Origin of the sequence: Vibrio penaeicida (assembly GCF_030689305.1) — a bacterium.
Taxonomy (GTDB): domain Bacteria; phylum Pseudomonadota; class Gammaproteobacteria; order Enterobacterales; family Vibrionaceae; genus Vibrio; species Vibrio penaeicida_B.
This window is the reverse complement of sequence record NZ_JAUYVM010000003.1, coordinates 23,770-46,907: the sequence shown is the minus strand read 5'-3', so window position 1 is coordinate 46,907 and position 23,138 is coordinate 23,770. Positions and strand designations below refer to the sequence as shown.

Below are 23,138 nucleotides of genomic sequence, written 5' to 3'. Positions count from 1 at the left end.
CTCGATGATTATGCGTGTAACCGAAGAAGAGTTAGAATTCGAAGATGATGCTCTTATTTACAATGGTGGTTTGTTCACTGGCGTTGTTTTTTCAACCTACTCAAATGGCACTCTAAAAGAAGAACATTCCTATGTGAATGGCTTCCTTGAGGGAAAGTGTAAAGAATGGCATGAAAATGGTCAGCTTTCGAAAGAGTGGACGCAATGTTCCGGTAACAACTCTATGCTGATCTCACAGTGGTATGAAAATAGTACCTGTAAATCTCGGGGAACCTACGAGCATGGCGTCGAGCTCAACTATATCGAATGGGACAAAAATGGACATTTGATTGAAGAAAGGGAACTAGAGGTCGGGTCTAACTTGCACCAATATCTAGAAAAAATGCGAAAGCTATCTGCTAGATAATACCTTATTCACCAACTGGTCGGCTTGTCGAGTTGTCTCGGGAAGCCGATATTTTGGACATAACTTCAAAACCCAGTCACAAGCTGAACTCAGTGATATTCTATGCCCTACAGAAACATAAATAGGGTTAATATGATCTTGGGTTCGAAGAACATTCCCAATAATCTCGTGCCCTTCTGTCAAACAAGTCTTTTCACCTCGATGTATTCCAACCTCTCCGTGAGTACCAATTAAGCGTGTTTTTCCACACCCAATCGATGGTTTGTTAAAAATAACACCCAAATGACACGCCAGTCCGAATCGACGTGGATGAGCGTAACCCTGACCATCACATACAATTAGATCTGGCTGAATATTGAGTTTTTCAAAAGCTTCAATCAGTGGTGGGATCTCTCTAAAAGAAAACAATCCTGGTATATACGGAAATTGCTCCGAGCCTTCGGAAATTGAACTTTCTACCACTTCTAAAGTTTTACTATCCAAAATAACGACGGCAGCAACGAGCATGTCGTCTTTTTTAGAATAGGCAACATCGACCCCAGCGATAAATCGAATCTCTTTATAATCATCCGTATGTGTTACTTTCCCAGAAAGTTCTTTTTGCAGACTTAGGGCTTCAGCTTCACTGATATCCCACTCGTGAATAATAGCTGGTTTCATAAATCTCACTTTGACGGTTTAATAGTTTTCGGCAGGTTATCCGATAAATAGAACCCAATAAAGATTTTTATTCAATGCGCGTGAGCCTCATGCCCAAATAGCATAACCTCTCAAAATAACCTTATTCATTAAAAATTTGAGCCGTTATGTTCATTGCGCTACTCTCAATCCACGTAAAGTTTTCCTTAGACAACATGAGTCAATCGACCCTAAACAAGGAGAACACGAATGAAAACTCAATATCTTGCTCTTTTGCTTGCAGCTGCTTCGTTTAATAGCGCGGCGTTTACACTGAGCAGCAGTGACATTCAGGAAGGAAGTCGAATGGATAAAGCTTTCGAATTCAAAGGCTTTGGCTGTGAAGGCGATAACCTTTCTCCAGCATTAAGCTGGCAAGACGCCCCAAGAGGCACCAAGAGCTTTGCAATTACCGCCTATGACCCAGACGCACCGACAGGCAGCGGTTGGTGGCACTGGGTAGCGACAGACATTCCCGCTGAAGTGACAAGCATTAAGCGCGGTGCATCTACGCAGGTTAAATTTGCAGGAAAAGAACGTAAAAATGATTACGGTTCGATTGGGTTTGGTGGTGCTTGCCCCCCAGAAGGACATGGCATGCACAGATACCAATTCACTGTGTGGGCACTGCCAACAGAAAACCTTGCGGCACCAGACAATGCATCCAATGCCATTGTGGGCTACATGCTGAACAGTTCATCGCTTGGCAAAGCCACATTAACCGCCACTTACGTGCGTTAAGCAAACTGAATTACATGGTATGGAGCAAACTCAAATGACTCAATCTCTGGTACAAGCTGGGCATTTTCATGCAAAGAAATCTCAGCCACTCAGAAATGTGCTGATTTACGCACCAACGATCATTTGGGTTGCTCAAGGTGAAAAACGCCTTTGGTGGCATTAGGAAACGCTCCGCTATACGTCTTCAGATTGGCTGGTCACGCCTGCCAGCCAATACCTAACATTTGTTAATGAACCCACACATACGCCGTTTTATTCCAGAACACTTACTCTGCTAGATCCCCCTCCCGAGAGTTGGGTAAAGCAATCCAGTACCCAAACGAATGACGATACCCTACGCATAAAAACCACCCCACAACTTGAGTACTGCTTCAATACGTTATTTGAAATGACAGGCAAAAATTTAGCTGAAGACACGCAACGGCAGTTTTTGTACGGCATGTATGCTGAACTCAAAAATACGGGCGAACTTCATAAGCTTTTTCCTGAACAGCCGAACCAGATTAAAGAAAAGCTGGCGCAATACCTAAGTAGTAACCCAGGGTTAGACTACAAGATAGAAACCGTAGCCGAGCATTTTTTTACCAGCCGAGCCACACTAAACCGAAAGCTTGCTGCAGAAAATACAACGTTTAGGCAAGTCCTAACTAACGTAAGAATGGTTTACGCATTAGGTTTGATGCAAAAAACTCGCAGCCAGCTGTCTGTAGCCTTAGCCTGTGGTTATAAATCGGAAAGCCGTTTTTCTAGTCGCTTCAAACAGACTTTTGGGCTTACGCCAAGAGAGTATTTGCAAACACTGTAATAGGGCAGAGTTCTTTAAAGAGTGAAGGTTTAAAGAGTTGGCTATTTAAAGAGCGAGCTTTCTAAAATATGAGTACGGTTAAAGGTCAGTGCGCTATTTTGTCGATCAAATTGAAGAGTGTCTGAGTGTTAGTGTCCTGATCTAGCTCGACGGCTAAGTGGTGAGTGTAAAATGCGCTCAAATCCAACCCTATCCCCATACCTGTGACTAACGTTCCCTCTTGTTCGCATTGTGTAATGGCGTATGAAAGATGGCGTGCGAGATAAGTATCATCGTTCGCTAATTGAGTTGCGGTATCCATAGGGCAGCCGTCGGATATCACCAATAGCGCCTTCTTCTGGCATTGGCTATTCGATAATCTTTTCTGAGCCCAGAGTATGGCCTCTCCATCAATCCCTTCTTTAAATAAATCGTGCTTCATCATGGCGGCTATCTGTCGTTTCGATTTCACCCAATTCTCTGACGCGCTTTTAAAAATGAGGTGCCTCAGTTCATTGAGCCGCCCGGGTAACTTCGGCTTTCTCGCCTTTAACCAATCTTGCTGCGCTCGCCCCCCATTCCATGAACGCGTGGTAAACCCCAATACTTCCGTTTTTACCCCAGATAATTGCGCCGCCCTAACTAGGACATCAACCATCAGTGCGACAGAACGAATTGAATTGCGCATCGAGCCAGAACAATCAATGAGAATCGTCAGTTGCATGTCTGGCTTCAACATTTGAGGGCGAGTATAAAATACACGCTTCTCGTTATGGCTCGTCACGATCTGACTAAGCCTGCGCCCGTCAATCAAACCCGATTCCTCACCAAACTGGTACTGGGGTTCGCATGGAGTGGAAAACCGCTCTTTCATTCTCTGCGCAACTTTACGAATGGACATACCCGACTGCATCCACTGTTTATCAAGGTCCTCCCGAAACTCGGCCAGTAATACAGCCCTGACCAACGAAGCAGCAAAACGTTCTTCATCATAGTCGGTGGTAAAAGCCTGATACCCTAATGATCTCCCTTCAACAGAAGTACTCGCCCCTGCTTGGGCGACAGGTAATTCACACTCAATCTCGCCATCATTTTCCACCAGCAAATCAAAGGCAATGCGATTACGAGTAGGCGGTTGATTGGCATCTTCATCCTCTAGTGTGCTGTCTACTAAATTCGCAATCACTTGCGCAATATCGTTCGCAAACTTAGCGTATTCAAGCTGGCTATTTGCTGATCTTTTTAGTTTGGAAAGCGGAGTTCCGATAAGAGGCGCTAACGCCATTCTTGTTGACTCTATCTGTTCTTCAATGATCTCGGAGATAGGTAAGGATTGAACTCGAGAACGCACCATTTGCAATAACGTAAACAACAATATACCCACTTGGCTTTCCAGCAGCCCTGCCTTTTCATATTGTCGAGACCAATGCTCAAAGTGCATCTCTATGTTGACGCTCATCCCCTCATACTCTTTTGAAATCAACGATTCCACTCGAAGCTGTTCTAGCGCATCAAATACCCAGCGAGCTATTTGGTGTGTTGGCCGGCTTGCTAAAAAATCAACTTGATTGGTGTTAGTGAGATGAGCAACCCACCCGTCGACGAGTCCTCTTTGAGTTGCTCTTTCATCTTCCAACGTGTTTTCTTGTTCAAGGTGCATGACGCTTCCAAAATCCCTCAACTGCAAATGGGGAGCAAGCGTCACCAACGGCTGCGAGCGTTGAAACAAACGATCCCCTTTCAGTTCAATATCGGAATACCCTGAAAGTGAGCGCAACGTCACCAATAAGTGTTCTCGATTTTGTTGATTGCGTTGTTTCTGGCTAATCGCCTGTTTTCCGCTATTCATCGTTACGCATCGACCCTAGCGATTCTTGTTCGGGTAATTCTTGATTAAGCAGTTCCCGGCCAAAGCAACGCTGATAGTATTCTTCCAAAAGGGCTTGTTCCGATTCCTCACACTTATTAAAAAACGTTAGTTTGAACGCCAACTCACAGTCCTTGAAAATTTCACAATTCTCCGCCCAAGTCATCACCGTGCGCGGCGACATAAGACTGGAAAGATCACCCGTTTCGAAACCCTGTCGCGTAAGATTGGCGAGCTGCACCATATGTTCCACGATGGTTTTTCCTTGAGGTGTGTTTTTTTCTGGTACGCGAGCCAACACAATTTGCGCTTCTTGTTTAGCAGGCAAATAATTGAGCGTCGCTGTTAAATTCCACCTATCGAGCTGCGCATGATTCAATACTTGGGTGCCGTGGTACAAACCGTTGACGTTTCCAAGCCCTACGGTATTAGCCGTCGCAAACAGTCGAAATTGCGGGTGTGGGGTAATGACACGGTTTTGCTCCATCAAGGCAAGCTTGCCCTCTTTTTCAAGCAGTCGCTGAATAACAAACATTATGTCTGGTCGCCCTGCGTCGTATTCATCCAGTATTAGAACCATGGGTTTTTGAACCGCCCAAGGCAAAATGCCTTCTTGAAACTCCGTCACCTGTTTACCGTCTTTCAATACAATGGCGTCTTTACCGACTAAATCGAGACGGCTGAGGTGTCCGTCTAAATTTATTCGCATACAAGGCCAGTTCAATCGTGCCGCAACCTGTTCTATATGAGTCGACTTCCCCGTGCCATGCCTACCTTGAATCAGCGTACGACGGTTGTGAGTAAACCCTGCGAGTATCGCTAACGTCACCTCAGGATTAAATTGATACGCCATATCAATTTCAGGCACATCCTGTGTGGGATGTGGGTATCCCATCACGTCCAGATCCACATCAATCCCAAACGTATCCCTAACAGAGTAGCGGGTGGTGACTCGCTCTGTTCTCATATCCATCACGCAATCCTTTTCATTCACTTGTTTCTATTCTTTCGCAGCGCTCACAAGTTGAACACCATTCTTTCTCGTTTTTGATAGATGAATATCATTTTATGGAACAAATCATTCCATTTTAAATATTTCCATTGACGTTCAAAAATTGCACATTTAGAGTAATGTTAAATTTCAGTTAACGAAATGTATTGTTCCAATTTTTGAAATTTATTCTATTTCGTCAAGGAGACAGCGATGAGCGAAAACACAAGAAACGTGGTTGAAGGAAAAACGCGTATGACGCCTTCAGAGGCGTTTGTAGAAACATTGGTAGCAAACAATGTACAAGACATGTTTGGCATTATGGGATCCGCTTTTATGGATGCCATGGATATTTTTGCCCCTGCTGGCATTCGTTTAATCCCAGTCGTTCACGAACAAGGTGCGGCACACATGGCCGATGGCTACTCACGTGTTTCTGGCGAACATGGTGTGGTGATAGGACAAAATGGACCGGGTATCAGTAACTGTGTTACCGCCGTCGCCGCCGCCTATTGGGCGCACAGCCCAGTGGTGATTGTGACACCAGAAACCGGCACTACTACCATGGGACTAGGTGGTTTCCAGGAATGTAACCAGCTTCCTATGTTCCAAGAATTTACTAAATACCAAGGGCACGTAACCCACCCTTCGCGCATGGCGGAATACACTGGTCGCTGTTTTGATCGCGCAATGAGTGAGATGGGTCCGACGCAACTCAACATCCCACGCGATTATTTTTATGGCGATATTCAATGTGAAATCCCGAAACCCGCTCGTCTCGATAGAGGTGCAGGTGGCGAACAAAGCTTAAATGATGCAGCAGACATCTTAGCTCAAGCCAAATTCCCAGTGATCATTTCCGGTGGTGGTGTCGTTATGGGCGACGCTATTGAAGAGTGTAAAGCACTGGCAGAACGCTTAGGTGCTGCGGTCGTGAACAGCTACTTGCACAACGATTCGTTCCCTGCCAGCCATGAACTATGGTGTGGTCCGCTAGGCTATCAAGGGTCTAAAGCCGCGATGAAGCTGATCTCTCAAGCGGATGTCGTGATTGCGCTTGGCTCACGTCTTGGTCCGTTCGGTACTCTGCCACAACATGGCATGGATTACTGGCCAACCAACGCCAAGATCATTCAGATCGACGCCGACAACAAAATGTTGGGATTAGTTAAGAAAATCTCTGTGGGTATTTGTGGTGATGCAAAAGCCGCTGCTGTCGCGCTGACCCAACGTTTAGAAGGTCGCACGTTAACTTGTGATGCAAACAAGCAAGAACGCTTCGAGAAAATTCAGGCTGAGAAAACGGCGTGGGAACAAGAACTGGATGGCTGGACGCACGAAAAAGACCAGTTCAGCCTAGACATGATCGAAGAAAACGCGCAAGAAACGCCTTTCTCTGGTGGCGAATACCTTCACCCAAGACAAGTTCTGCGCGAGCTTGAAAAAGCCATGCCGGAAGATGTCATGGTGTCGACCGACATCGGTAACATCAACTCCATTGCCAACAGCTACCTCCGCTTTGAAAAACCACGTAGCTTCTTTGCGGCCATGAGTTTTGGTAACTGTGGTTATGCCTTCCCAACCATCATTGGTGCAAAAGTGGCAGCGCCACATCGCCCAGCGATCTCTTACGCCGGTGATGGAGCTTGGGGCATGAGCTTAGTCGAGACCATGACTTGCGTACGCCACAATATTCCTGTGACTGCCGTGGTTTTCCATAATCGCCAATGGGGTGCAGAGAAGAAAAACCAAGTGGATTTCTACAACCGTCGTTTCGTTGCTGGCGAACTGGATAACCAAAGTTTTGCAGAAATTGCTCGCTCAATGGGTGCAGAAGGGATCACTGTCGATAAATTGGAAGATGTTGGTCCAACTTTGCAAAAAGCCATCGATATGCAGATGAACGAAGGCAAGACAACCATTATCGAAATCATGTGTACACGTGAATTAGGCGACCCATTCCGCCGCGATGCGCTGTCTACACCCGTACGCCACTTAGATAAATACAAAGACTACGTCTAAAGAGCGCTGGCTGGTGTCACCAATTCATTTCTCAGTTTATGGATTGGCGATGCCCGTCACGTTGTAAAAAACTTGTTAATTATTGGTATCTATATCTCAATATGGAACGTTATGTATCGCATATTGAAATAATAAGACTGTAATCTAGCAAAACAAACAGCTGTTGAATCTGAATTCATACCCTGATCTTTCTCTCATCGATTCATGTTTGTTCTGCCCACTTTTTAAGGAACAGAAAATGAACACTAGCAATCAAGATCAAATAACAATCCAAACTCTTCAAGGTTTTAGCGATGCTTGGAATGCCCACGACATTGAGGCTTTACTAAGTTTCGTGACTGACGATTGCGTGTTCCACACCGCAGCAGGTGCCGAGCTACAGGGGAACACCTTCTCAGGGAAAGAAGTACTTCGCGACGCTTTCGCTGTGGTATGGAAAAACTTCCCAGATGTTCAATGGAAAGATCCTGTTCACTTTGTCTCTGGCGATCGCGCTGTTACTGAATCCACATTTTGCGCAACCACACCCAATGGTGACCGAATTGAGGCACGTATGGTGGATGTGTTTACGGTAAAAGATGGAAAAATTCAGGTTAAGAACGCTTTCCGTAAAGATCGTCCTGTCGTCAGTGGCGACGTCAAATAGTATCCGGAGGCAGACATGAACTCAGATTCCATGAATCCGCACGTATTGAATGGCGCTGCGTCTGTGCCTTCTGAAAAAGAGCAGAGCCGGCAAGCCTACGACCCTAGCTACGATCCACTCACACGACAAAATCCAGGTACTGGCCAAGCCTACGCACCTACTTACTGGATAGGAACGGCGGGCGAACCACCTCAAGATGATGGTCCAATTCTGTCGGATACTGATGCGGATGTCGTGATTATTGGATCAGGCTATACAGGGCTAACCGCAGCCATTTATCTTGCGGAACACTATGGAATCAGAGCCACAGTCTTAGAAGCCAACCGCGCCAGTTGGGGGTGCAGCACACGCAACGGGGGGCAAGCACAATGTGCCAGTGGCCGCTTAAAACGCTCCCAATGGATTGAGCGTTGGGGGCTAGAAACCGCACTAAAAATGCACCGCGAATGCCTTGATGGTATGGAAACCTTCAAAGATCTTATTAAAGACATCGATTGTGAACCCCAACCTGGCGGTCATCTCTATATTGCGCATCGCAGTAAGGTCATGCCGACACTAGAAAAAGAAGCCAAGTTGCTTCGCGATACCTTTAATTACGACGCACAAATTCTTGATGCTGCGACGGTAAAGCGCGACTTTGTTGACGATAAAGAAGCGGCTGGTGCCATGCACGAACCAGAAGGCATTGGTATTCATGCAGGAAAACTAGCGTTCGGTTATTTGGAAAAAGCACGGCGTCTAGGCGTGAAAGTACACACCAGTAGCCCTGTGATCGGGTGGACATCTGAAGGTGACGTCCATTACATCAAAACACCGGGTGGCATTGTAAAAACCCAAGCCGTTGGCGTTGCGACAGGTGGTTACACATCACAAGGGTTGCACCCAGAACTCAAAAACCGCCTGCTGCCTATACTCTCTAACTCCATCGTGACTCGCCCGCTCACCGATGCAGAAATCGATGAATGCAATTTCAAAACCAAACAAGTCTTAACAGATACACGGGTTTTACGTCATTACTATCGCCTGTTACCAGACAACCGAGTACAAATTGGCTCGCGCAGTGCGATAACCGGCAAATCTGCACCAGAAGAGAAGTACAAACAATTTCTTGTTAACGATTTACACCGTAAATTCCCCGCTTTAACCGGGATAGAGGTCGATTATTCATGGTGGGGCTGGGTTGATGTTAGCCACGACATGATGCCTAGGATTTACCAGCCGAACTATAAAGAATCGATTTATTACGCACTAGGCTATGGCGGCAATGGCGTGATGTACTCCGCGCAAGCAGGTAAGCGGCTCGCCCAATGGATCGCAGGAGAAGGACAAAACCTCGACCTCCCTATTTTTCAATCCAAATTGCCGTTCCCAAACCTTCGGGAAGTGGTGGAATCGGAGGCATTTGCTCCGTTTCGCCGCATGGGGCAACGGTTCTTGTACAAGTGGTATCACCTAAAAGACGAAGTGCTGTAACTCGCTCTTCTTTGGCGATTCACTGCAAACCTATTTATTCACTACGCATTTTCTTAAGGAGAACAACACGCACGTTTAATCGGGGCGTCTTGCGGAAACATCTTCATCCAGCAACGGACGCATAACAGGCACAAGGAAGAAAGGTTAAAACAATGATACTTACCAAATCGAAATTCATTTCATGGAGCGCATTGATTGCCGTCGCAATCGCAGCTCCCGTCACTTCTGCCAAGACCTTTAAAATGGCACTGGGTGACGCAGCTGGTGGTACACAATGGGAATTAGGCACCAAATTTAGCGAACTGATGGAAAAGAAAACCAATGGCAGTGTGAAATTGGATTTGTTTCCTAATGGTCAGCTTGGCAACGAACAAGACACCGTCAATAACGCAGCCATCGGCTTGCTCGATTTTTCCGTACTCGCGATCAATAACGTGACCCCCTTTTCTCCGTCGGTGGGTTTGCTCACCATGCCGTATCTGATTCAAAGTGCGGAAGAAGCCAAAAAACTGACTCAAGGCGCTGTTGGAAATGAGTTAGTGAAAAACACCATTCGCGACGCAAACGTTCGAATTGTGGGTTGGGCGTATTCAGGGTTTCGTGTTCTAACCAACTCCAAGCGCCCAGTGAAAACACTGACAGACTTGAAAGGGTTGGTGATCCGAGTCCCGAAGAACGACATCATGATTTCGACTTATCAAGCATGGGGAATTAACCCAACGCCTATGGCATGGTCGGAAACCTTCACCGGATTACAGCAAGGCGTGGTCGATGGTCAAGACAACCCTTACATCACTGTTCACGCAATGAAATTCAATGAAGTTCAGAAGTATGTCACCAACATTCGCTACATCTTTTCGATCGAGCCGCTGATTGTCAGTGAGTCGATATTCCAAGAACAATCCAAAGACATACAAGAAGCGATACTTGCGGCAGGTAAAGAAGCAACCGAACACAGCTACCAATTCTTACTGGAATCGGAAGACCGAATCCGCAAAGACTTAGTCGCTAAAGGTATGGTAATTACAGAGCCAGCCGACGGCGAAAAAGAATGGATGAATAAGGTGACTGAAAAAGTATGGCCAAAGTTTTATTCCAGCATTGGCGGCAAAGAAAAACTGGATGACACATTGAAATCTCTCGGTCGTTAATTCATTAATCAGCGCCAATTTAGAGCGCATATAACGATAAAAACGCCTTACACAGAATACGTCTATTTAGACGGTATTCGTCCCTACACAATGGCATCTAACCCTATTCGTTGGATGCCATTCTAGCTCGCAGAGACTCGTGCCATGAAGTCATTGAGAAAACATCTAAACAATATTGAGGAATACACATGCTGCCTGTTACTGGCTTCGTTTGTGATTCTTCTCTTTTCGCAAATTGTATTGCGGCAGACTTTCCAATATTCCATACCTTGGGGTGATGAAGTGGCCACATACATGTTCGTTTGGTTTGCTTATTTGGGCGCCGTTGTTGCAGCGAAGATGTCAGCACATAACCGTGTGAGTTTCCATTTTCGATTCTTCCCACCGATAGTCAAAACCATTTGTGAAACCATTGCCGACCTTATCTGGGTAGCGTTCAATCTTTATTTTGTATATCTGAGTTACGACTTTGTTTTCAACAAAATGAACCTGTTTTGGAAGTCTCAAACCACAGGGATTCCAATGAAGTATTTCTATCTTATTTTGCCCATCGCTTTCTTCTTAATGTCGGTTCGCATTCTATGGAATAACTACGAAAAACTGGTGCTTGGCATTGAAGCAACAGACCCGGAAAGCGAAGAGATTCAAAAACAATCGTTAAAAAACGATTTTCTTAAAAACAAATTTTCGAAAAACAAAGCCTTCAAGGCTGAGTAAATGGAGCCCTAAGCATGGAAGCCTATTTAACTCTGATTCTATTTGGCGGCTTTTTAGTGCTGCTGATATTGGGAGCCCCAATTACCGTCTCGTTGGCTGGCGCCTCTATGGCGGCTTACCTACTACTTGATAAAAACCCGATTGCGTTAGTGCAAATCGCTTTTACCTCGGTTGGGAATTTCCCCCTAATGGCGCTACCAGCGTTTGTTTTAGCTGGGGCATTAATGGAAGCGGCAGGCATCTCTAAACGGCTAGTCGATATCGCAGAAAATTTAGCTGGACCTGTAACGGGTGGTTTGGGCATGGCAACCGTGGTGGCCTGCCTGTTTTTTGGCGCAATCTCCGGTTCAGGTCCGGCTACCACTGCCGCGGTTGGTATGCTCATGATTCCAGCCATGGTGAAGCGAGACTATGAAAAAAGCTACGCCTCCGCCGTCACTGCGGCCTCTGGTGGGCTTGGTATCATCATTCCGCCGTCTATCCCACTTGTGATTTTTGGTATCTCCTCCATGGGGTTAATGCCACCACCCGAAGCGATTGCCGAGCACGGTAATTTTTCAACGGTTTCCATTCCTAAGCTCTTTGTCGCAGGTGTGATCCCTGGTTTGATTATGGCGCTGTCGCTCATGGCAACTAATTATGTTATTGCCAAAAAACGCGGCTACAAAGGGCTGAAAGAAGATTGGGACTCGAGAGAAATAAGAACAGCGGCAAGGCATGGTATTTGGTCCATTTTGGCCCCCTTTCTTATTCTTGGTGGTATCTACAGCGGTATTTTCACACCGACCGAATCGGCCGTGGTGGCGATTTTTTACTCCCTTTTTGTTGGGTTGTTTCTACACCGAGAACTCACCTTTCAAAGCATCATCAAATCGCTTTCTACCACAACATGGATAACAGGTCGTGTCTTGTTGATTCTGTTCGCGGCAACAGTATTTGGTCGTCTTCTGGTTGAACAAAAAATTCCAGTAGTCGTCGCCGATTCTCTGCTTAGCCTAACCGACAATATGTATCTGGTATGGGCGCTAACCATCAGCTTACTCATCTTCATTGGTATGTTTATGGAAACCTTAGCCGCCATCATGATCATTGTGCCAGTGTTGTTGCCGATCATGTACATGCTGGGTGCCGATCCAACTCATGTCGGCATTGTAGTCGTGTGTGTATTGTCGATTGGTTTTGCCACCCCGCCCCTTGGAGAAAACATCTTTGTCGCATCAGGGATTGGTGGATCAACGGTTGAACAGATAACAGCAAGAATTCATCCGTTTGTGATTACCTCGGTGATCGCGGTGTTCATCATCGCCTTCTTCCCGAGTTTGTCACTGTATTTGCCTAAGTTGGTTGGGTTTCCTTGATTGGAAAGGATACTTATAGAGTAAATAGGTATGGAACCCTATCGAAATGAAATCGCATAAACCCAACAAAGCGTGTTGGTTTCATAGTCACCAACACTGTTTGTTTTGTGAACATTTATGAATATGGAGTGAAAGCGAATGAGAGCCTCTGCCGATTAAGTAAGAAGTGCTCTCATTTGCAAGCCTAGCTCGCTTGATTGCTCTATCATTAAACTCCTTCCTCAGTTAAATCTGTATGCGAACGCATCATGTGAAGTTTCTTCACTTTTGCTTTTGGCTAGAAAGTTAACAAGGAATAAGTTAATGAAAAATAAGCACATCCTCCCTATTGCGGCTATTGCGCTTGCATCCACCTCACTGACATCTCAGGCAAAAACGTTGGATCTTCCACCTGGTTGTGAATACGGACGAGTTAAGTCTTATGACTTTAAATCTGAAGACGTACAGCAAGCGGTAGACAACGGCTACGATATCTATCAAGACCCGGACTACCAAGAGAACCAGCAAGAGTATCAAGACTTTTTTGAAGCACTGGTTAACTTGTTTAACTCGTTCGACTACTTGCGCGTAGAAGTGCCAAAACACGTCGCTCAAAACGAAGTATTCCGAGCAAAAGGCAATCTGTTTGATCGCTTGGCGTATGTGCGTTTTAACAACTCAGAATTTGGCTACGTTGGGAAAGATAAATCCAACTGGGATGCAAACTCATACCACAACATGAAGTTCTCTAAAACGTATGGGTACGGTTTAGTTTGGATAAACAGAGCCAGCGGAATGTGTTCTGCTGAAGGGGTTTGGGTACAGAAGAAACCAAGGATCATCAGCGGTGATGCGTATCAATCTTCTGGTAGTGTGAAAGCCAATATTCAGTATTTGGTAGACAAATACTCGACTGCAGCAAAAGACTCAAGCGTAAATGCGCGTCTAACCATTCGCGTACGTGATGATCTTTACGGGCGTACAGCATCAAAATCATACAGTTTGAGTAGCCTAAGTGGCTCAAAAGTGATCAGTGTTGTACCAGCGAATGCCGGTATCAACAGCGTTTCGATCAGCTTATCTGATGGTAAATACTCCGACAGCTTATCGCTAGGCTATGTCCACGTCCCGGGCACACCGACTCCGCCACCTAACTGCCCAAGGTGCCAACCCCTATAATTCGGCTGGCATTATCAAATATTTATCTATTTTAAAGACCTCTCATTGAGGTCTTTTTCCCTTGTTGAGCCCAATCACCTCACACTGTAATTCTTAGTGTATAAGCTCACGTATTCACACTATAAATATTTATAATGAGATCACCACTCACAGTTACCAATACTTACACCGCATTAACAAAAATCATAGTAATATCGAAACGTGGCTATAACGGGGAAGTTAAACAGGAATTCATGGCTAGAAAATATCTAAAACTCAGCGCACTTTCTCTGACGATTGCGCTCGTAGGATGTGGCGGTGGCAGTGACGGCTCAGCAAATGGACAAACTGGACCGGCAGGGAATACCACCAGCAAACTGAACGTTACCGCGATTGATGGGTACTTGAGAAATGCTAGGGTGTGGCTCGACCTCAACAATAACTTTGCGCACGATACCAATGAGCCAACCGCAACAACGGGGCTCAATGGTGAAGCGACGTTAGATGTTTCAAACATTACTTCCCCATCTTCCTACTCTGTCGTTGTGCAAGCTATTAAGGGCACAACAATAGATGAAGATAACCTCGCTCCGGTGACTCGAAACTTCCTTCTCAGTGCACCTGCGGGGGAGCTTATCGTTACTCCCATAACCACGCTGCTTAAACAAAAAATGGATCGCGGTGTTGCAATTGAAATCGCCAAGCAAGAAGTTGCAACCGATTTGCAAATCGAGTTGGACGATTTACTGAAAGACTACAAATCCCAAAAACTCTCAGATGTCGCGTTTGCGGCTCGCGTTTTGGTGCAAACATCGTTAATGCCGGAAAATCAATCCGTTGCCAATGCTAGGCAGCAATCGTCAGACACTACTATCGAATCGAAGGTCAAAGCGATTGGGGCTCTGATTAAAACAGAGAAAAGTAACTCAACGACTGATTTTGAAAACAAGACCGTCCAGTTAACCAGCCAAAACGGAACTGTTACGGCGGTGATTCGAAATGACAGGGACAATGATGGCTATTGGGATCATACGGATTCGCAAGGCAACTTCTTGTCTGCAGCCAATTGGAACCCAAATACTCACGGAGCATGGCCTGTTGGTGCAGATTTGTTCCCTACCGACGCTAAAGAATACGCTGATACCGATGGCGATAAAGTAGGCGATAACAGTGATGCCTTCCCAAATGATGCTGCTGAATCGAAAGATTCGGATGGGGATGGCGTTGGCGATAATGCAGATGCGTTCCCTGACAATCCAAACGAACAAAAGGACAGCGATGGGGATGGCGTTGGAGACAATTCCGACTATTACCCGAATGATCCAAATCACTCAGTCATCAGATCACTTGTTATCAACGAAATTTCAACGTCACAGTACACTGACGATCGGCGTTGGATCGAAATCTACAATACTGGCTCCAAAGATGTGGATCTGAGTGATTATTCGTTGAAATCAGGAGCGCGAACCTCAAGCGGCTCAGTATTAAGTAGCCATACGTTTACCTTGCCACAACAAACACTCAAAGCGGGTGCCTATATCCTGTTACAAGCGCGTGATGTGGAATACGATTATGCAGAGACTGGCAGCTCCAGCCAAGTGATCACGTTAACTGCAAATTCACATGTCCCTTATTGGACAGATAACGGCTTTATCGAACTTGTCCAAATAGCATCACAAAAAACTGCGGATTTTGTCCGATTTGGTGGCAACTACACATCACCAACTTCCAGCAAAAGCTGGACAGGAACGTCAACGATTGAACGTTTACCACGAACTCTTGGCAAGAGTCTGGCTCGTGCTGAAAACCACTCAGACACCAACAAAGCGGAAGATTGGACTGTTATTACCTTTCCAACACCAGGTGGAAAGAACGATGTGAACAACTGTACAGCCGATAGTGATAACGACAATATTCCTGACTGTGCAGAGCGTCCAGATAGCACTTACGCGGGCATGAACATGTACAACTGGGGAGCCAGAGAAGGGCAAACCGATATCTTCATTGAAATTGATTACATGGACGCAACGAATAACAACCGCCAGAGTGCAGATGAAGGTATTATCCCGAGAAAAGAAGCACTAGATAAAGTGAAATTCGCCTTTCAAAACCGAGGTTACTCGTTGCACTTCGATACCGGTGCGCTTCATGGACAGGATCATAATTTAGGCGGAGGCAATCAGGTACCTTATTCAGCCAGCATTGGTATGAACAGATATTACAATTCCACCACCCTTCAAAGCTACAAGATAGAACATATGGATGTTCGCCGCCGCTTAGTTTTCTATTACATGCTATTGGCCAATAGCCAACAAGCCAATGGAACCGCTGGGTCTTCAGGTATCGCTGAAATCAACGGAAATGATTCACTGATCACGCTTGGAAAATGGAAACTCAATAGTCGTAATCCTAGTGCCCAAAACAAGCTCATCAATTATCAAGCTAGTACTATTATGCACGAGTTTGGACACAACCTCGGGCTACGACATGGCGGTAATGAAAACCTTAACTTCAAGCCAAACTATTACAGCATAATGAATTACATGTACCAACTTGATGGTCTTTCAGTACTAGGGCAAAACGAGGGAGATAGATACCACTTACGCAATTACGATAATGAACTAGCGAATTCTAAGTGTAGAACGACCCCACAAGGTTATGCCACAAGAGCAAGCGATCTTATCAATGGTCCCTTTGGAGCGCCTGACAATTTCAAAATCGATTATTCCGACGGCTCTGGTTCACCTCTAGATGAAAACAGCTTAGATGAAACAAAAGGTTTAGGCAGAAGTGTTACCGACAGAGTGGATTTTAATTGCGATGGTGACACCAACGACACCGCGCTTTCATTGGACTTAACCAACACCAGTGCATCCAACCAAAACAACGGTAAAACAGTGTTGAACGACTTTAACGACTGGGCGGCGGTAAGCTTAAGATTCCAAAACACACCAAGCGGTAATACGGGTGATTCTCGCTCTTCATACAGCCGTAACATGCCAAACCAGCCGCAAGATTACCTGTCCAATGACCTGCAGGAATACATTATAGAAGAGACACCATCAGCAGCATTTCTTGAACGTTTAGAACAAGCAAGGAACCAATAACTGATGCATAAAATTATAATGGCCCTATTCTTCGTCGGCGGGTTAACTGCTTGCTCTCAGGCGGAATCGGAACATACAAACAATCAGTTTTCAGTTCTTAATGGTGTGTTGCATTTCAATCAAAAATTTGTCGACGATTGGAACGAGGAAGATGCCATTCCTAGATGTTTGAAATGCCGAAAAGAATCCCAGATCAAGCATCAGCCGGATGGACCTGAAATATTCGACCGCTACGTTGACGCGAATGGTCTTCAATTTTTAACCGCCAAAAACATCCGACACACGTTTGATATTGCTCTTGCAGAAAACTCCGTCACGCTCAGTTTCAAACTCATTGATGGGAAAGTTTTTATCTCCATAGATAATGAAAATGATACTTTGATAACAACGGATCAGAAGCAAGTGTTCAATCATTTGAATCACCAACTTTCATTTAGGTTTACCGATGTGTACCGGCCAAAAGAAGTGCCCACTCATCTGTCAAATGAACAGCCGGAGTTTTCTGTCGACTTCCAGCTAAACGTTTCGAAGCTTTAGCCCTATGCTTCAAAACAGCGGTAAATACCAAAGAAGCTTGTAACCTAAACGCAACTCTCACCTTAAAAATACCAAGGCGACCACTTAAGGGTCGCCTTGATTCATTTCGCTTTTTTAACCGAACAGATGTTATTCCGATTGCTCTTGCGCAGAAAGTAGTTTGCTCAGCAATGCAGACAGCGCTTCTCTTTCATCTTTGTTAAGAGATGTTAGCAGCGATTCACTGTTATTAACGTGAGCTTCCAACGCAGTATTCGCCAGCTTTAACCCTTCTTCCGTGAGCGACACTTGAACGCCTCTTCTGTCATTTGGATCAGCGCTTCGAACCACTAGGTTTTTATTCTCTAGCTTGTCGATACGATTGGTCATGGCTCCCGATGTCAGCATCATCGATTGCAACAAATTGTGAGGGCAAAGTGTGTAAGGTTCCCCTGAGCGTCTCAACGTCATCAACACATCGAACTCACCTGAGTTGAGCCCAAACTCCGCGAACGTTTTCTTCAGCTTTGGCGCAATATGACCGCGCAGCTGCCCTATTCTGCCTAAAATGGCCATTGATGAGGTATCTAGATCAGGTCGTTGTTCTTGCCACTGACGCAAGATGTTATCCACTTTATCCATTGCTTTACTTTAAGTTAAGATTCTTAATTAGAAATTACTTTAATGGAATCAAAGAAGGCTGGCAATTCTTACCGCCTATATCCTTATCTTTAGGCGTAAAAAATCGGCCTCAAACTGCATTGAGACCGATTCTAATGTCGGTTTTAGCGTTATACCCAAGTGAACTCTAGACGCTTGGGTATATAACGTTTCTTTATGATGCTTTAACGACGTGCTGTAAGTCCGTGAGTAGACTGTCGCTTAATTCCATATTATTGGCTGAGCCATCTACAGCCGCTTTGGCATCTTCTGCTAACTGCTTAACCTTCTCTGCCATTTTTTCCATCTCTGCAATCTGCCATTGAGCACGATCATGAACATCGGTTGCAGCGGAACGAATTTGATCAATAGAAACCGCCACCTGCTCTGCTTCTTCATGACTCGTGTTTTCCTGCATTTTCGACATGGATTCAGCAAACAATTTTGCATCATCGGCGAGCTTGGTGCTGGTTGAACTGAGCTCTCCCATCAATGCATTAATTCTTTGGGCATCTTCACCAGATTTGTTCGCCAACCCTTTAACTTCTTCTGCCACAACAGCAAAACCGCGACCAAATTCTCCCGCTCTCGCAGCTTCAATGGACGCATTCAGTGCCAGTAAATTCGTTTTATCAGAAAGGGAGGTGATGGACGACGCCATATTTTCGATTTGAGAAAACTGCTGGCTAAGGTTATCTATGGACTCTTTTAGGTTATCTGCCCACTCAGATGCTTGCGAGAATTCCGCCATAAACTCCGTTTGACGCTTGTTCATCAAGTTGAAGTTACCGTGGACACTGTGAATTTGTTCTTGCGACACTTCCGCTAATTTTGCCAGTTCACAGGAACCCGACGTCACCTCATGAGCTTGATCAACCACAGACTCCGCAAACGCCAAACGCTTTCTAGAAGCCTGATTCACATTTCCTGCGTTTGATCTCATCGACTGCACCTTGCCACGCGCTTCAGACAACGTATCCCGACAAACCAAGCCTGCAGTATCTTCAGGGCATTCAGGCGCAACCATGTTTTTCTCGACCGATTTCAATGTGATCTTGCTGCTAACAATAGACACAATAAAAGGGACGCAATAGGTAAGCAAAGCCTTCACTACATTGAAATCCGCAGGACCAAGCAACGCATCGAATTGATTAATAAGATTTAAGATGGAGCCGACAATAACAGCGATAATAACTGCACGCTTATAGAGAGCAGACTGCATAACATTCCCTTTATTTATAATTGATTTGAATAGATCAGTATCGAACCATATTCAACTTACCGTAACTACAGCATTTCAGCGAGTACTAAATTGCCCAACTTCAGAACTCAGACCTGAGCTGGAAGAGAAATATTTCAGTTTTATGAATCAAAATTTATAGAATGTGACGGAGCTTACATCCCAATCAACCAAACCCTAATCAGATATTGAAGGGAGCGAAGTACACCATTATTTCTCAAACATTAAAAATTGCTCAAAATACCGAGATAAAAAAAGATGAGGTCGCAACCTCATCTTTTCTGTTTTTACGCAATGCTATAGCCAACAACCCTCAAAATACTAGGCTGTTTGAATGCACTAACTTGCCAATATTTGGAGTGGCAAGCTCAGTAACTGATCGCCACTTGACCCAATATAAACCATGATGCCCACCAGCGCGGCAACCAGCGCTACGTACCAGACAAAAGACACCAATTGCCCATAACGATCTAAAGGAAGTAGATGGCTGTTATGTCGCGTTCGCCATTCCACGATGATTTCGATGCTGCCCATAATCAAAAGGAAACCGAACAAAGCCATGCCAAATGTGTAGCTTGCAATAATGCCTGCGACGGCGGCCACAATGCAGATCGCCAGCCCTGCGACACTGTTGAATGAGAAGCTGATACTCTTGAGTACGTGCCCGCCATCCAATGGCAACACAGGCAATAAATTAATCAAGTTAAGGAACGCATTAAACACGGCGAGACCAGCAAAGAACACGTCTCCGGTAATCCAATACACCACCAATAAAACCATCGATAGTACTAAGCCAAACGTCGGGCCCATGATGGAAATCACCACGTCTTGCCAGCGGGTGTTAATTTTCTCGTCACTGAGTGCGAGCCCACCCAGAAATGGAATCAGATAAATGCCTTTGGTCTTCATGCCAAAGAATTTCATGGCGCGAATATGCCCATATTCGTGGAACATCAAACACGCCAACAAACCTAAGGCAAATTGAAACGAGAAAAACCAAGAATAGGCAGCCAAACTCAATGCGGCGAGTACACCTTTGATCACCTTTGCGCTTTTTAACGCTTTCATGCCAAGAGCAAATAGCCCGACGACACTGAACTTTCGTTCCTGCTTCACAGGTACAACGGGTGTTTGCCTTTCAATATCTTTGGCGTCTCGTTGCCCTTGCGCCACTAATTGGTTGTCCACTTTCGCTTCATATTGAATATGGAAAGGCTGCCACTTTAAATCAACATTTACTTGGCACTCTATTGCCTGTTCGCCGCTGGTTAATTGAAACGCATGGCTATGATCCAGCCTTTCTGCATTGGCATCCAATTGCGAGACTAGCGTGTTATCCCAATACAGCTGTTGCCAGCCTGCCATTGAGCCTTCTAGCCTTAATGGTTTTCCTAAAAACTCGATATTAAACAGTTCCACTTGGGTTCCCTGCTACGACAAAAATTAGGCGTAGTTTAATTCAGATAGAGGTACAGAAGCCAGAGCACACCAACAACAATACATTTGATATTCCAAGGTGCTTTAAAGAACAGCATGACCAATACGATTGGTAAGAACAGTAAACCGAGAATGTACTCTCGCGTCGTCCACTTTTTCTTTGCATCCGATTCGAGATCACTCCAGCCGTCACCTTGGTTAGCTTCGTTATCCTGATTGAAATCTGCATCTTGCCACTCAGAATTCGTGCCTTGATTCTCTCTTTGTTCCTGATTTCTCTGTCGCTTGATCGCTCGCTTGCGTTCAGCAACCTGGTTAGGTGTTAGCTCCAATTCCGGCGCCGGTTTCTCTTCCGGTTGCCACCAGCCCTCTTTGGGGTTCTCCCCATTAGCCGCTTTCACTCGTAGCAAGCGCTTGTTTAGTTCAGTCACTTTGCCATGCTTGGTGGTGACACCGTACTGACGCTTCAAATGCACCAACGTTTTTTGCAGCGGAATGCCTTTTTCGGCATCCACCATCGCAACAAAATTGGCGTAGCCTTCCATTGATGCGAAAAGCTCACCTGCTCCCCAGTGCTTACCATCAGGACCATCAAGCTCGATTTGCTTGAGCGTAGCGCGAAAGCGTTTCAAAGTTTTGCGGTCTATCGAGAGCTTCTCGTTAACAACTACGCCTGTGACTTCTTGCTTTTGGTGCCTTCGCATAACACGGGTTTTATCTGGATGAAGAATAAAACCTTCACTCACAACGATTTGTTTTGCACGCCATAAAAGTGCTTGGGCTTTCTCTGCGCTGTCGGTGGAAAACGTTAAATCGTCGGCATAGCGGGTGTAAGCAAACCCGAGTTTGTCAGCCATGCCTTGCAATCTGGCATCTAACCGGCGACACATCACGTTGGTAATCGCAGGGCTACAAGGTGAACCTTGCGGCAGTCTGCGTTCACCTTGAGCAACAAACCAAGTTTGACCATCCATTTCCAGCTCTTGTGTTTCAGGCTCTGTCGTCAGTAACCCAAAAACAGTGGCAAGTTCTTCACTGTACCCTTGGGATTGAAACAATCCTTTTACCCGTTTGTAGCTGATACTAGGGAAGAAGTCCTTCAGATCCATGTTGATAACCACCGCCTTACCGACATGTGGCTGGGCGTTAGACACAATGCTTCTGCCCGTCACGAAACCATGGGCAGCATCGTGCACAGACAACTTTGCGAGGATGTTGTCTAACAACCAGTATTGCGCGCGCTTTAACCGCGGCATTGGCGCCGAAATATGGCGAAGCCCACCCGTTTTCTTAGCAATGCTGAATCGTTGATAATGACTGACGTTCGATACGTCTTTTTGGTATGCCAAAAATCGAAGTTCTGAAACCGAGATACCCATTGCTCCGGCTAGGGCTGCGATGTTTTCAAACGTTGGCAACTCTCGTTCTTCAAGCCTGTCATCATCGTTCTCTTTGTTTTTTAACCCGAGAGAAACGTCATCTCCTAACCAAGTGAAAGTCTCTTTTTGCTGGTTATACCAAGCCAATGCTCGGTCATAGCGTTTTTGGTTCAGTGCTTGACGAGTTTGCTCTCGCTTTTCTAACGCCGCTTTTTTGCGTTCTTTATGCAGAGCTTCTAATGCTTTTTCAGGGTCAGCGTATAACGAATCTAGATCGCTTAGCTCCCTAAGCTTTCTTGTGAGTTCGGAGCGGCGCTCAATAAATTCTTGAGTCAGACTTGGCTGTTCGTCATCTTTGTTCCAGAACCCAAGGCGAATCATTTCTTGAAGAATGTATTCATCCTTGCTGCTTTCTCGAATGCGATCGTAAATTTGCTGACGCGTCAGCTTTGGAGCAGAATCGGTCACCGAAGCCTCCTGATGGCTTGCGTTGGAAGAGTTTGAGCGAGACGTTGAGCGAGTGGAAGAATCAGACATAAGCCACCTCCTCAGCCGTGAATCCTAGGATGGCGCGCAACATATAAGTCTGTGAAAGCGACGGTTTCAGCTTTATTTTTAGATGGGGTGCACCTAAACGGAACGTCTTTAAGCAAGGTTCGGGGAAACGAAAAAAGGAACGCAGCGCGACAAGATATTCCTTCGAAGAGTTCTTAGTACTGAGGTTATCAACTCGATGCCGTACGTTACCTATACCGCTCATTGACTTCTGTGAAGTCACACCGCAATAGCGGTATAGGTGACTGTACGGCTCAGTAAAGATAGCATCAG

At 45.5% G+C, this 23,138-nt stretch carries 18 protein-coding genes and 1 pseudogene; 12 read left to right on the top strand and 7 right to left on the bottom strand.

Annotated elements, in window-relative coordinates:
- Positions 1–4: 4 nt before the first annotated feature.
- The gene (locus tag Q8W40_RS06205; protein ID WP_104403185.1) at positions 5–406 is read left to right on the top strand and encodes a toxin-antitoxin system YwqK family antitoxin; all 402 of its coding nucleotides are present in this window, start codon (positions 5–7) and stop codon (positions 404–406) included.
- Here Q8W40_RS06205 and nfi read toward each other — a convergent pair.
- The gene (nfi, locus tag Q8W40_RS06200) at positions 392–1,066 is read right to left on the bottom strand and encodes a deoxyribonuclease V (protein WP_305396352.1); all 675 of its coding nucleotides are present in this window, start codon (positions 1,064–1,066) and stop codon (positions 392–394) included. The genes Q8W40_RS06205 and nfi overlap by 15 nt on opposite strands.
- A gap of 228 nt (positions 1,067–1,294) precedes the next feature.
- On the opposite strand from nfi, the gene Q8W40_RS06195 reads away from it, so the two are divergent.
- Positions 1,295–1,825 carry a YbhB/YbcL family Raf kinase inhibitor-like protein gene (locus tag Q8W40_RS06195; RefSeq protein WP_305396351.1) on the top strand — a complete coding sequence of 177 codons (531 nt, stop codon included), beginning with the start codon at positions 1,295–1,297 and terminating at the stop codon, positions 1,823–1,825.
- A 34-nt stretch (positions 1,826–1,859) separates the two neighbouring features.
- Positions 1,860–2,630 (top strand): annotated as a pseudogene (locus Q8W40_RS06190) (helix-turn-helix transcriptional regulator).
- 85 nt (positions 2,631–2,715) lie between these two features.
- Here Q8W40_RS06190 and Q8W40_RS06185 read toward each other — a convergent pair.
- Both Q8W40_RS06185 and Q8W40_RS06180 read right to left on the bottom strand, forming a co-directional pair.
- Positions 2,716–4,458, bottom strand: a complete 1,743-nt coding sequence (locus Q8W40_RS06185; RefSeq protein WP_305396350.1) for a cobaltochelatase CobT-related protein — start codon at positions 4,456–4,458, stop codon at positions 2,716–2,718.
- Positions 4,451–5,449 (bottom strand): AAA family ATPase, encoded by a 999-nt coding sequence (locus tag Q8W40_RS06180; protein WP_305396349.1) that lies wholly within the window; start codon positions 5,447–5,449, stop codon positions 4,451–4,453. The genes Q8W40_RS06185 and Q8W40_RS06180 overlap by 8 nt, the downstream gene beginning before the upstream one ends.
- A gap of 231 nt (positions 5,450–5,680) precedes the next feature.
- On the opposite strand from Q8W40_RS06180, the gene xsc reads away from it, so the two are divergent.
- The 9 genes from xsc (at position 5,681) to Q8W40_RS06135 (ending at position 17,615) form a co-directional block, all read left to right on the top strand.
- Complete coding sequence (xsc, locus tag Q8W40_RS06175; RefSeq protein ID WP_305396348.1) at positions 5,681–7,489, top strand: sulfoacetaldehyde acetyltransferase; 1,809 nt, start codon at positions 5,681–5,683, stop codon at positions 7,487–7,489.
- A gap of 238 nt (positions 7,490–7,727) precedes the next feature.
- A complete protein-coding gene (locus tag Q8W40_RS06170; protein ID WP_305396347.1) occupies positions 7,728–8,135 on the top strand; it encodes a nuclear transport factor 2 family protein in 408 nt (135 codons plus the stop codon).
- Positions 8,136–8,165: 30 nt separating this feature from the next.
- A complete protein-coding gene (locus tag Q8W40_RS06165) occupies positions 8,166–9,608 on the top strand; it encodes an NAD(P)/FAD-dependent oxidoreductase (RefSeq protein WP_305396676.1) in 1,443 nt (480 codons plus the stop codon).
- Between the two features lie 152 nt (positions 9,609–9,760).
- The gene (locus tag Q8W40_RS06160; RefSeq protein WP_305396346.1) at positions 9,761–10,759 is read left to right on the top strand and encodes a TRAP transporter substrate-binding protein; all 999 of its coding nucleotides are present in this window, start codon (positions 9,761–9,763) and stop codon (positions 10,757–10,759) included.
- Positions 10,760–10,903: 144 nt separating this feature from the next.
- A complete protein-coding gene (locus Q8W40_RS06155) occupies positions 10,904–11,476 on the top strand; it encodes a TRAP transporter small permease (protein WP_305396345.1) in 573 nt (190 codons plus the stop codon).
- A 14-nt stretch (positions 11,477–11,490) separates the two neighbouring features.
- On the top strand, positions 11,491–12,834 hold the full coding sequence (locus Q8W40_RS06150; RefSeq protein ID WP_126608137.1) for a TRAP transporter large permease: 1,344 nt from the start codon (positions 11,491–11,493) through the stop codon (positions 12,832–12,834).
- Between the two features lie 303 nt (positions 12,835–13,137).
- Positions 13,138–13,992 (top strand): hypothetical protein, encoded by an 855-nt coding sequence (locus Q8W40_RS06145; RefSeq protein ID WP_305396344.1) that lies wholly within the window; start codon positions 13,138–13,140, stop codon positions 13,990–13,992.
- 233 nt (positions 13,993–14,225) lie between these two features.
- Entirely contained in the window at positions 14,226–17,078 is a 2,853-nt protein-coding gene (locus Q8W40_RS06140; RefSeq protein ID WP_305396343.1) for a lamin tail domain-containing protein, read from the top strand.
- Positions 17,079–17,081: 3 nt separating this feature from the next.
- Positions 17,082–17,615 (top strand): hypothetical protein, encoded by a 534-nt coding sequence (locus tag Q8W40_RS06135; protein ID WP_305396342.1) that lies wholly within the window; start codon positions 17,082–17,084, stop codon positions 17,613–17,615.
- A gap of 129 nt (positions 17,616–17,744) precedes the next feature.
- Here the strand turns inward: Q8W40_RS06135 and Q8W40_RS06130 are convergent, their stop codons facing one another.
- From Q8W40_RS06130 to Q8W40_RS06115, 4 genes are all read right to left on the bottom strand, one after another.
- Positions 17,745–18,236 (bottom strand): MarR family winged helix-turn-helix transcriptional regulator, encoded by a 492-nt coding sequence (locus tag Q8W40_RS06130; protein WP_305396341.1) that lies wholly within the window; start codon positions 18,234–18,236, stop codon positions 17,745–17,747.
- Between the two features lie 193 nt (positions 18,237–18,429).
- On the bottom strand, positions 18,430–19,476 hold the full coding sequence (locus Q8W40_RS06125; protein ID WP_305396340.1) for a methyl-accepting chemotaxis protein: 1,047 nt from the start codon (positions 19,474–19,476) through the stop codon (positions 18,430–18,432).
- A gap of 357 nt (positions 19,477–19,833) precedes the next feature.
- Positions 19,834–20,913: a site-2 protease family protein gene (locus tag Q8W40_RS06120; RefSeq protein ID WP_305396339.1), complete on the bottom strand. Its 1,080-nt coding sequence runs from the start codon at positions 20,911–20,913 to the stop codon at positions 19,834–19,836.
- A 35-nt stretch (positions 20,914–20,948) separates the two neighbouring features.
- On the bottom strand, positions 20,949–22,847 hold the full coding sequence (locus tag Q8W40_RS06115) for a reverse transcriptase family protein (protein ID WP_305396338.1): 1,899 nt from the start codon (positions 22,845–22,847) through the stop codon (positions 20,949–20,951).
- Between the last annotated feature and the right edge of the window lie 291 nt (positions 22,848–23,138).

Bases quoted from the DNA above. Each gene is read 5' to 3' on its own strand.
- Q8W40_RS06145 (WP_305396344.1), top strand. From the start codon at position 13,138: ATGAAAAATAAGCACATCCTCCCTATTGCGGCTATTGCGCTTGCATCC.
- Q8W40_RS06130 (WP_305396341.1), bottom strand. From the start codon at position 18,236: ATGGATAAAGTGGATAACATCTTGCGTCAGTGGCAAGAACAACGACCT.
- Q8W40_RS06165 (WP_305396676.1), top strand. From the start codon at position 8,166: ATGAATCCGCACGTATTGAATGGCGCTGCGTCTGTGCCTTCTGAAAAA.
- Q8W40_RS06160 (WP_305396346.1), top strand. From the start codon at position 9,761: ATGATACTTACCAAATCGAAATTCATTTCATGGAGCGCATTGATTGCC.
- Q8W40_RS06150 (WP_126608137.1), top strand. From the start codon at position 11,491: ATGGAAGCCTATTTAACTCTGATTCTATTTGGCGGCTTTTTAGTGCTG.
- Q8W40_RS06140 (WP_305396343.1), top strand. From the start codon at position 14,226: ATGGCTAGAAAATATCTAAAACTCAGCGCACTTTCTCTGACGATTGCG.
- Q8W40_RS06205 (WP_104403185.1), top strand. From the start codon at position 5: ATGATTATGCGTGTAACCGAAGAAGAGTTAGAATTCGAAGATGATGCT.
- Q8W40_RS06170 (WP_305396347.1), top strand. From the start codon at position 7,728: ATGAACACTAGCAATCAAGATCAAATAACAATCCAAACTCTTCAAGGT.
- nfi (WP_305396352.1), bottom strand. From the start codon at position 1,066: ATGAAACCAGCTATTATTCACGAGTGGGATATCAGTGAAGCTGAAGCC.
- xsc (WP_305396348.1), top strand. From the start codon at position 5,681: ATGAGCGAAAACACAAGAAACGTGGTTGAAGGAAAAACGCGTATGACG.
- Q8W40_RS06125 (WP_305396340.1), bottom strand. From the start codon at position 19,476: ATGCAGTCTGCTCTCTATAAGCGTGCAGTTATTATCGCTGTTATTGTC.
- Q8W40_RS06115 (WP_305396338.1), bottom strand. From the start codon at position 22,847: ATGTCTGATTCTTCCACTCGCTCAACGTCTCGCTCAAACTCTTCCAAC.
- Q8W40_RS06185 (WP_305396350.1), bottom strand. From the start codon at position 4,458: ATGAATAGCGGAAAACAGGCGATTAGCCAGAAACAACGCAATCAACAA.
- Q8W40_RS06135 (WP_305396342.1), top strand. From the start codon at position 17,082: ATGCATAAAATTATAATGGCCCTATTCTTCGTCGGCGGGTTAACTGCT.
- Q8W40_RS06195 (WP_305396351.1), top strand. From the start codon at position 1,295: ATGAAAACTCAATATCTTGCTCTTTTGCTTGCAGCTGCTTCGTTTAAT.
- Q8W40_RS06155 (WP_305396345.1), top strand. From the start codon at position 10,904: ATGAAGTCATTGAGAAAACATCTAAACAATATTGAGGAATACACATGC.
- Q8W40_RS06180 (WP_305396349.1), bottom strand. From the start codon at position 5,449: ATGGATATGAGAACAGAGCGAGTCACCACCCGCTACTCTGTTAGGGAT.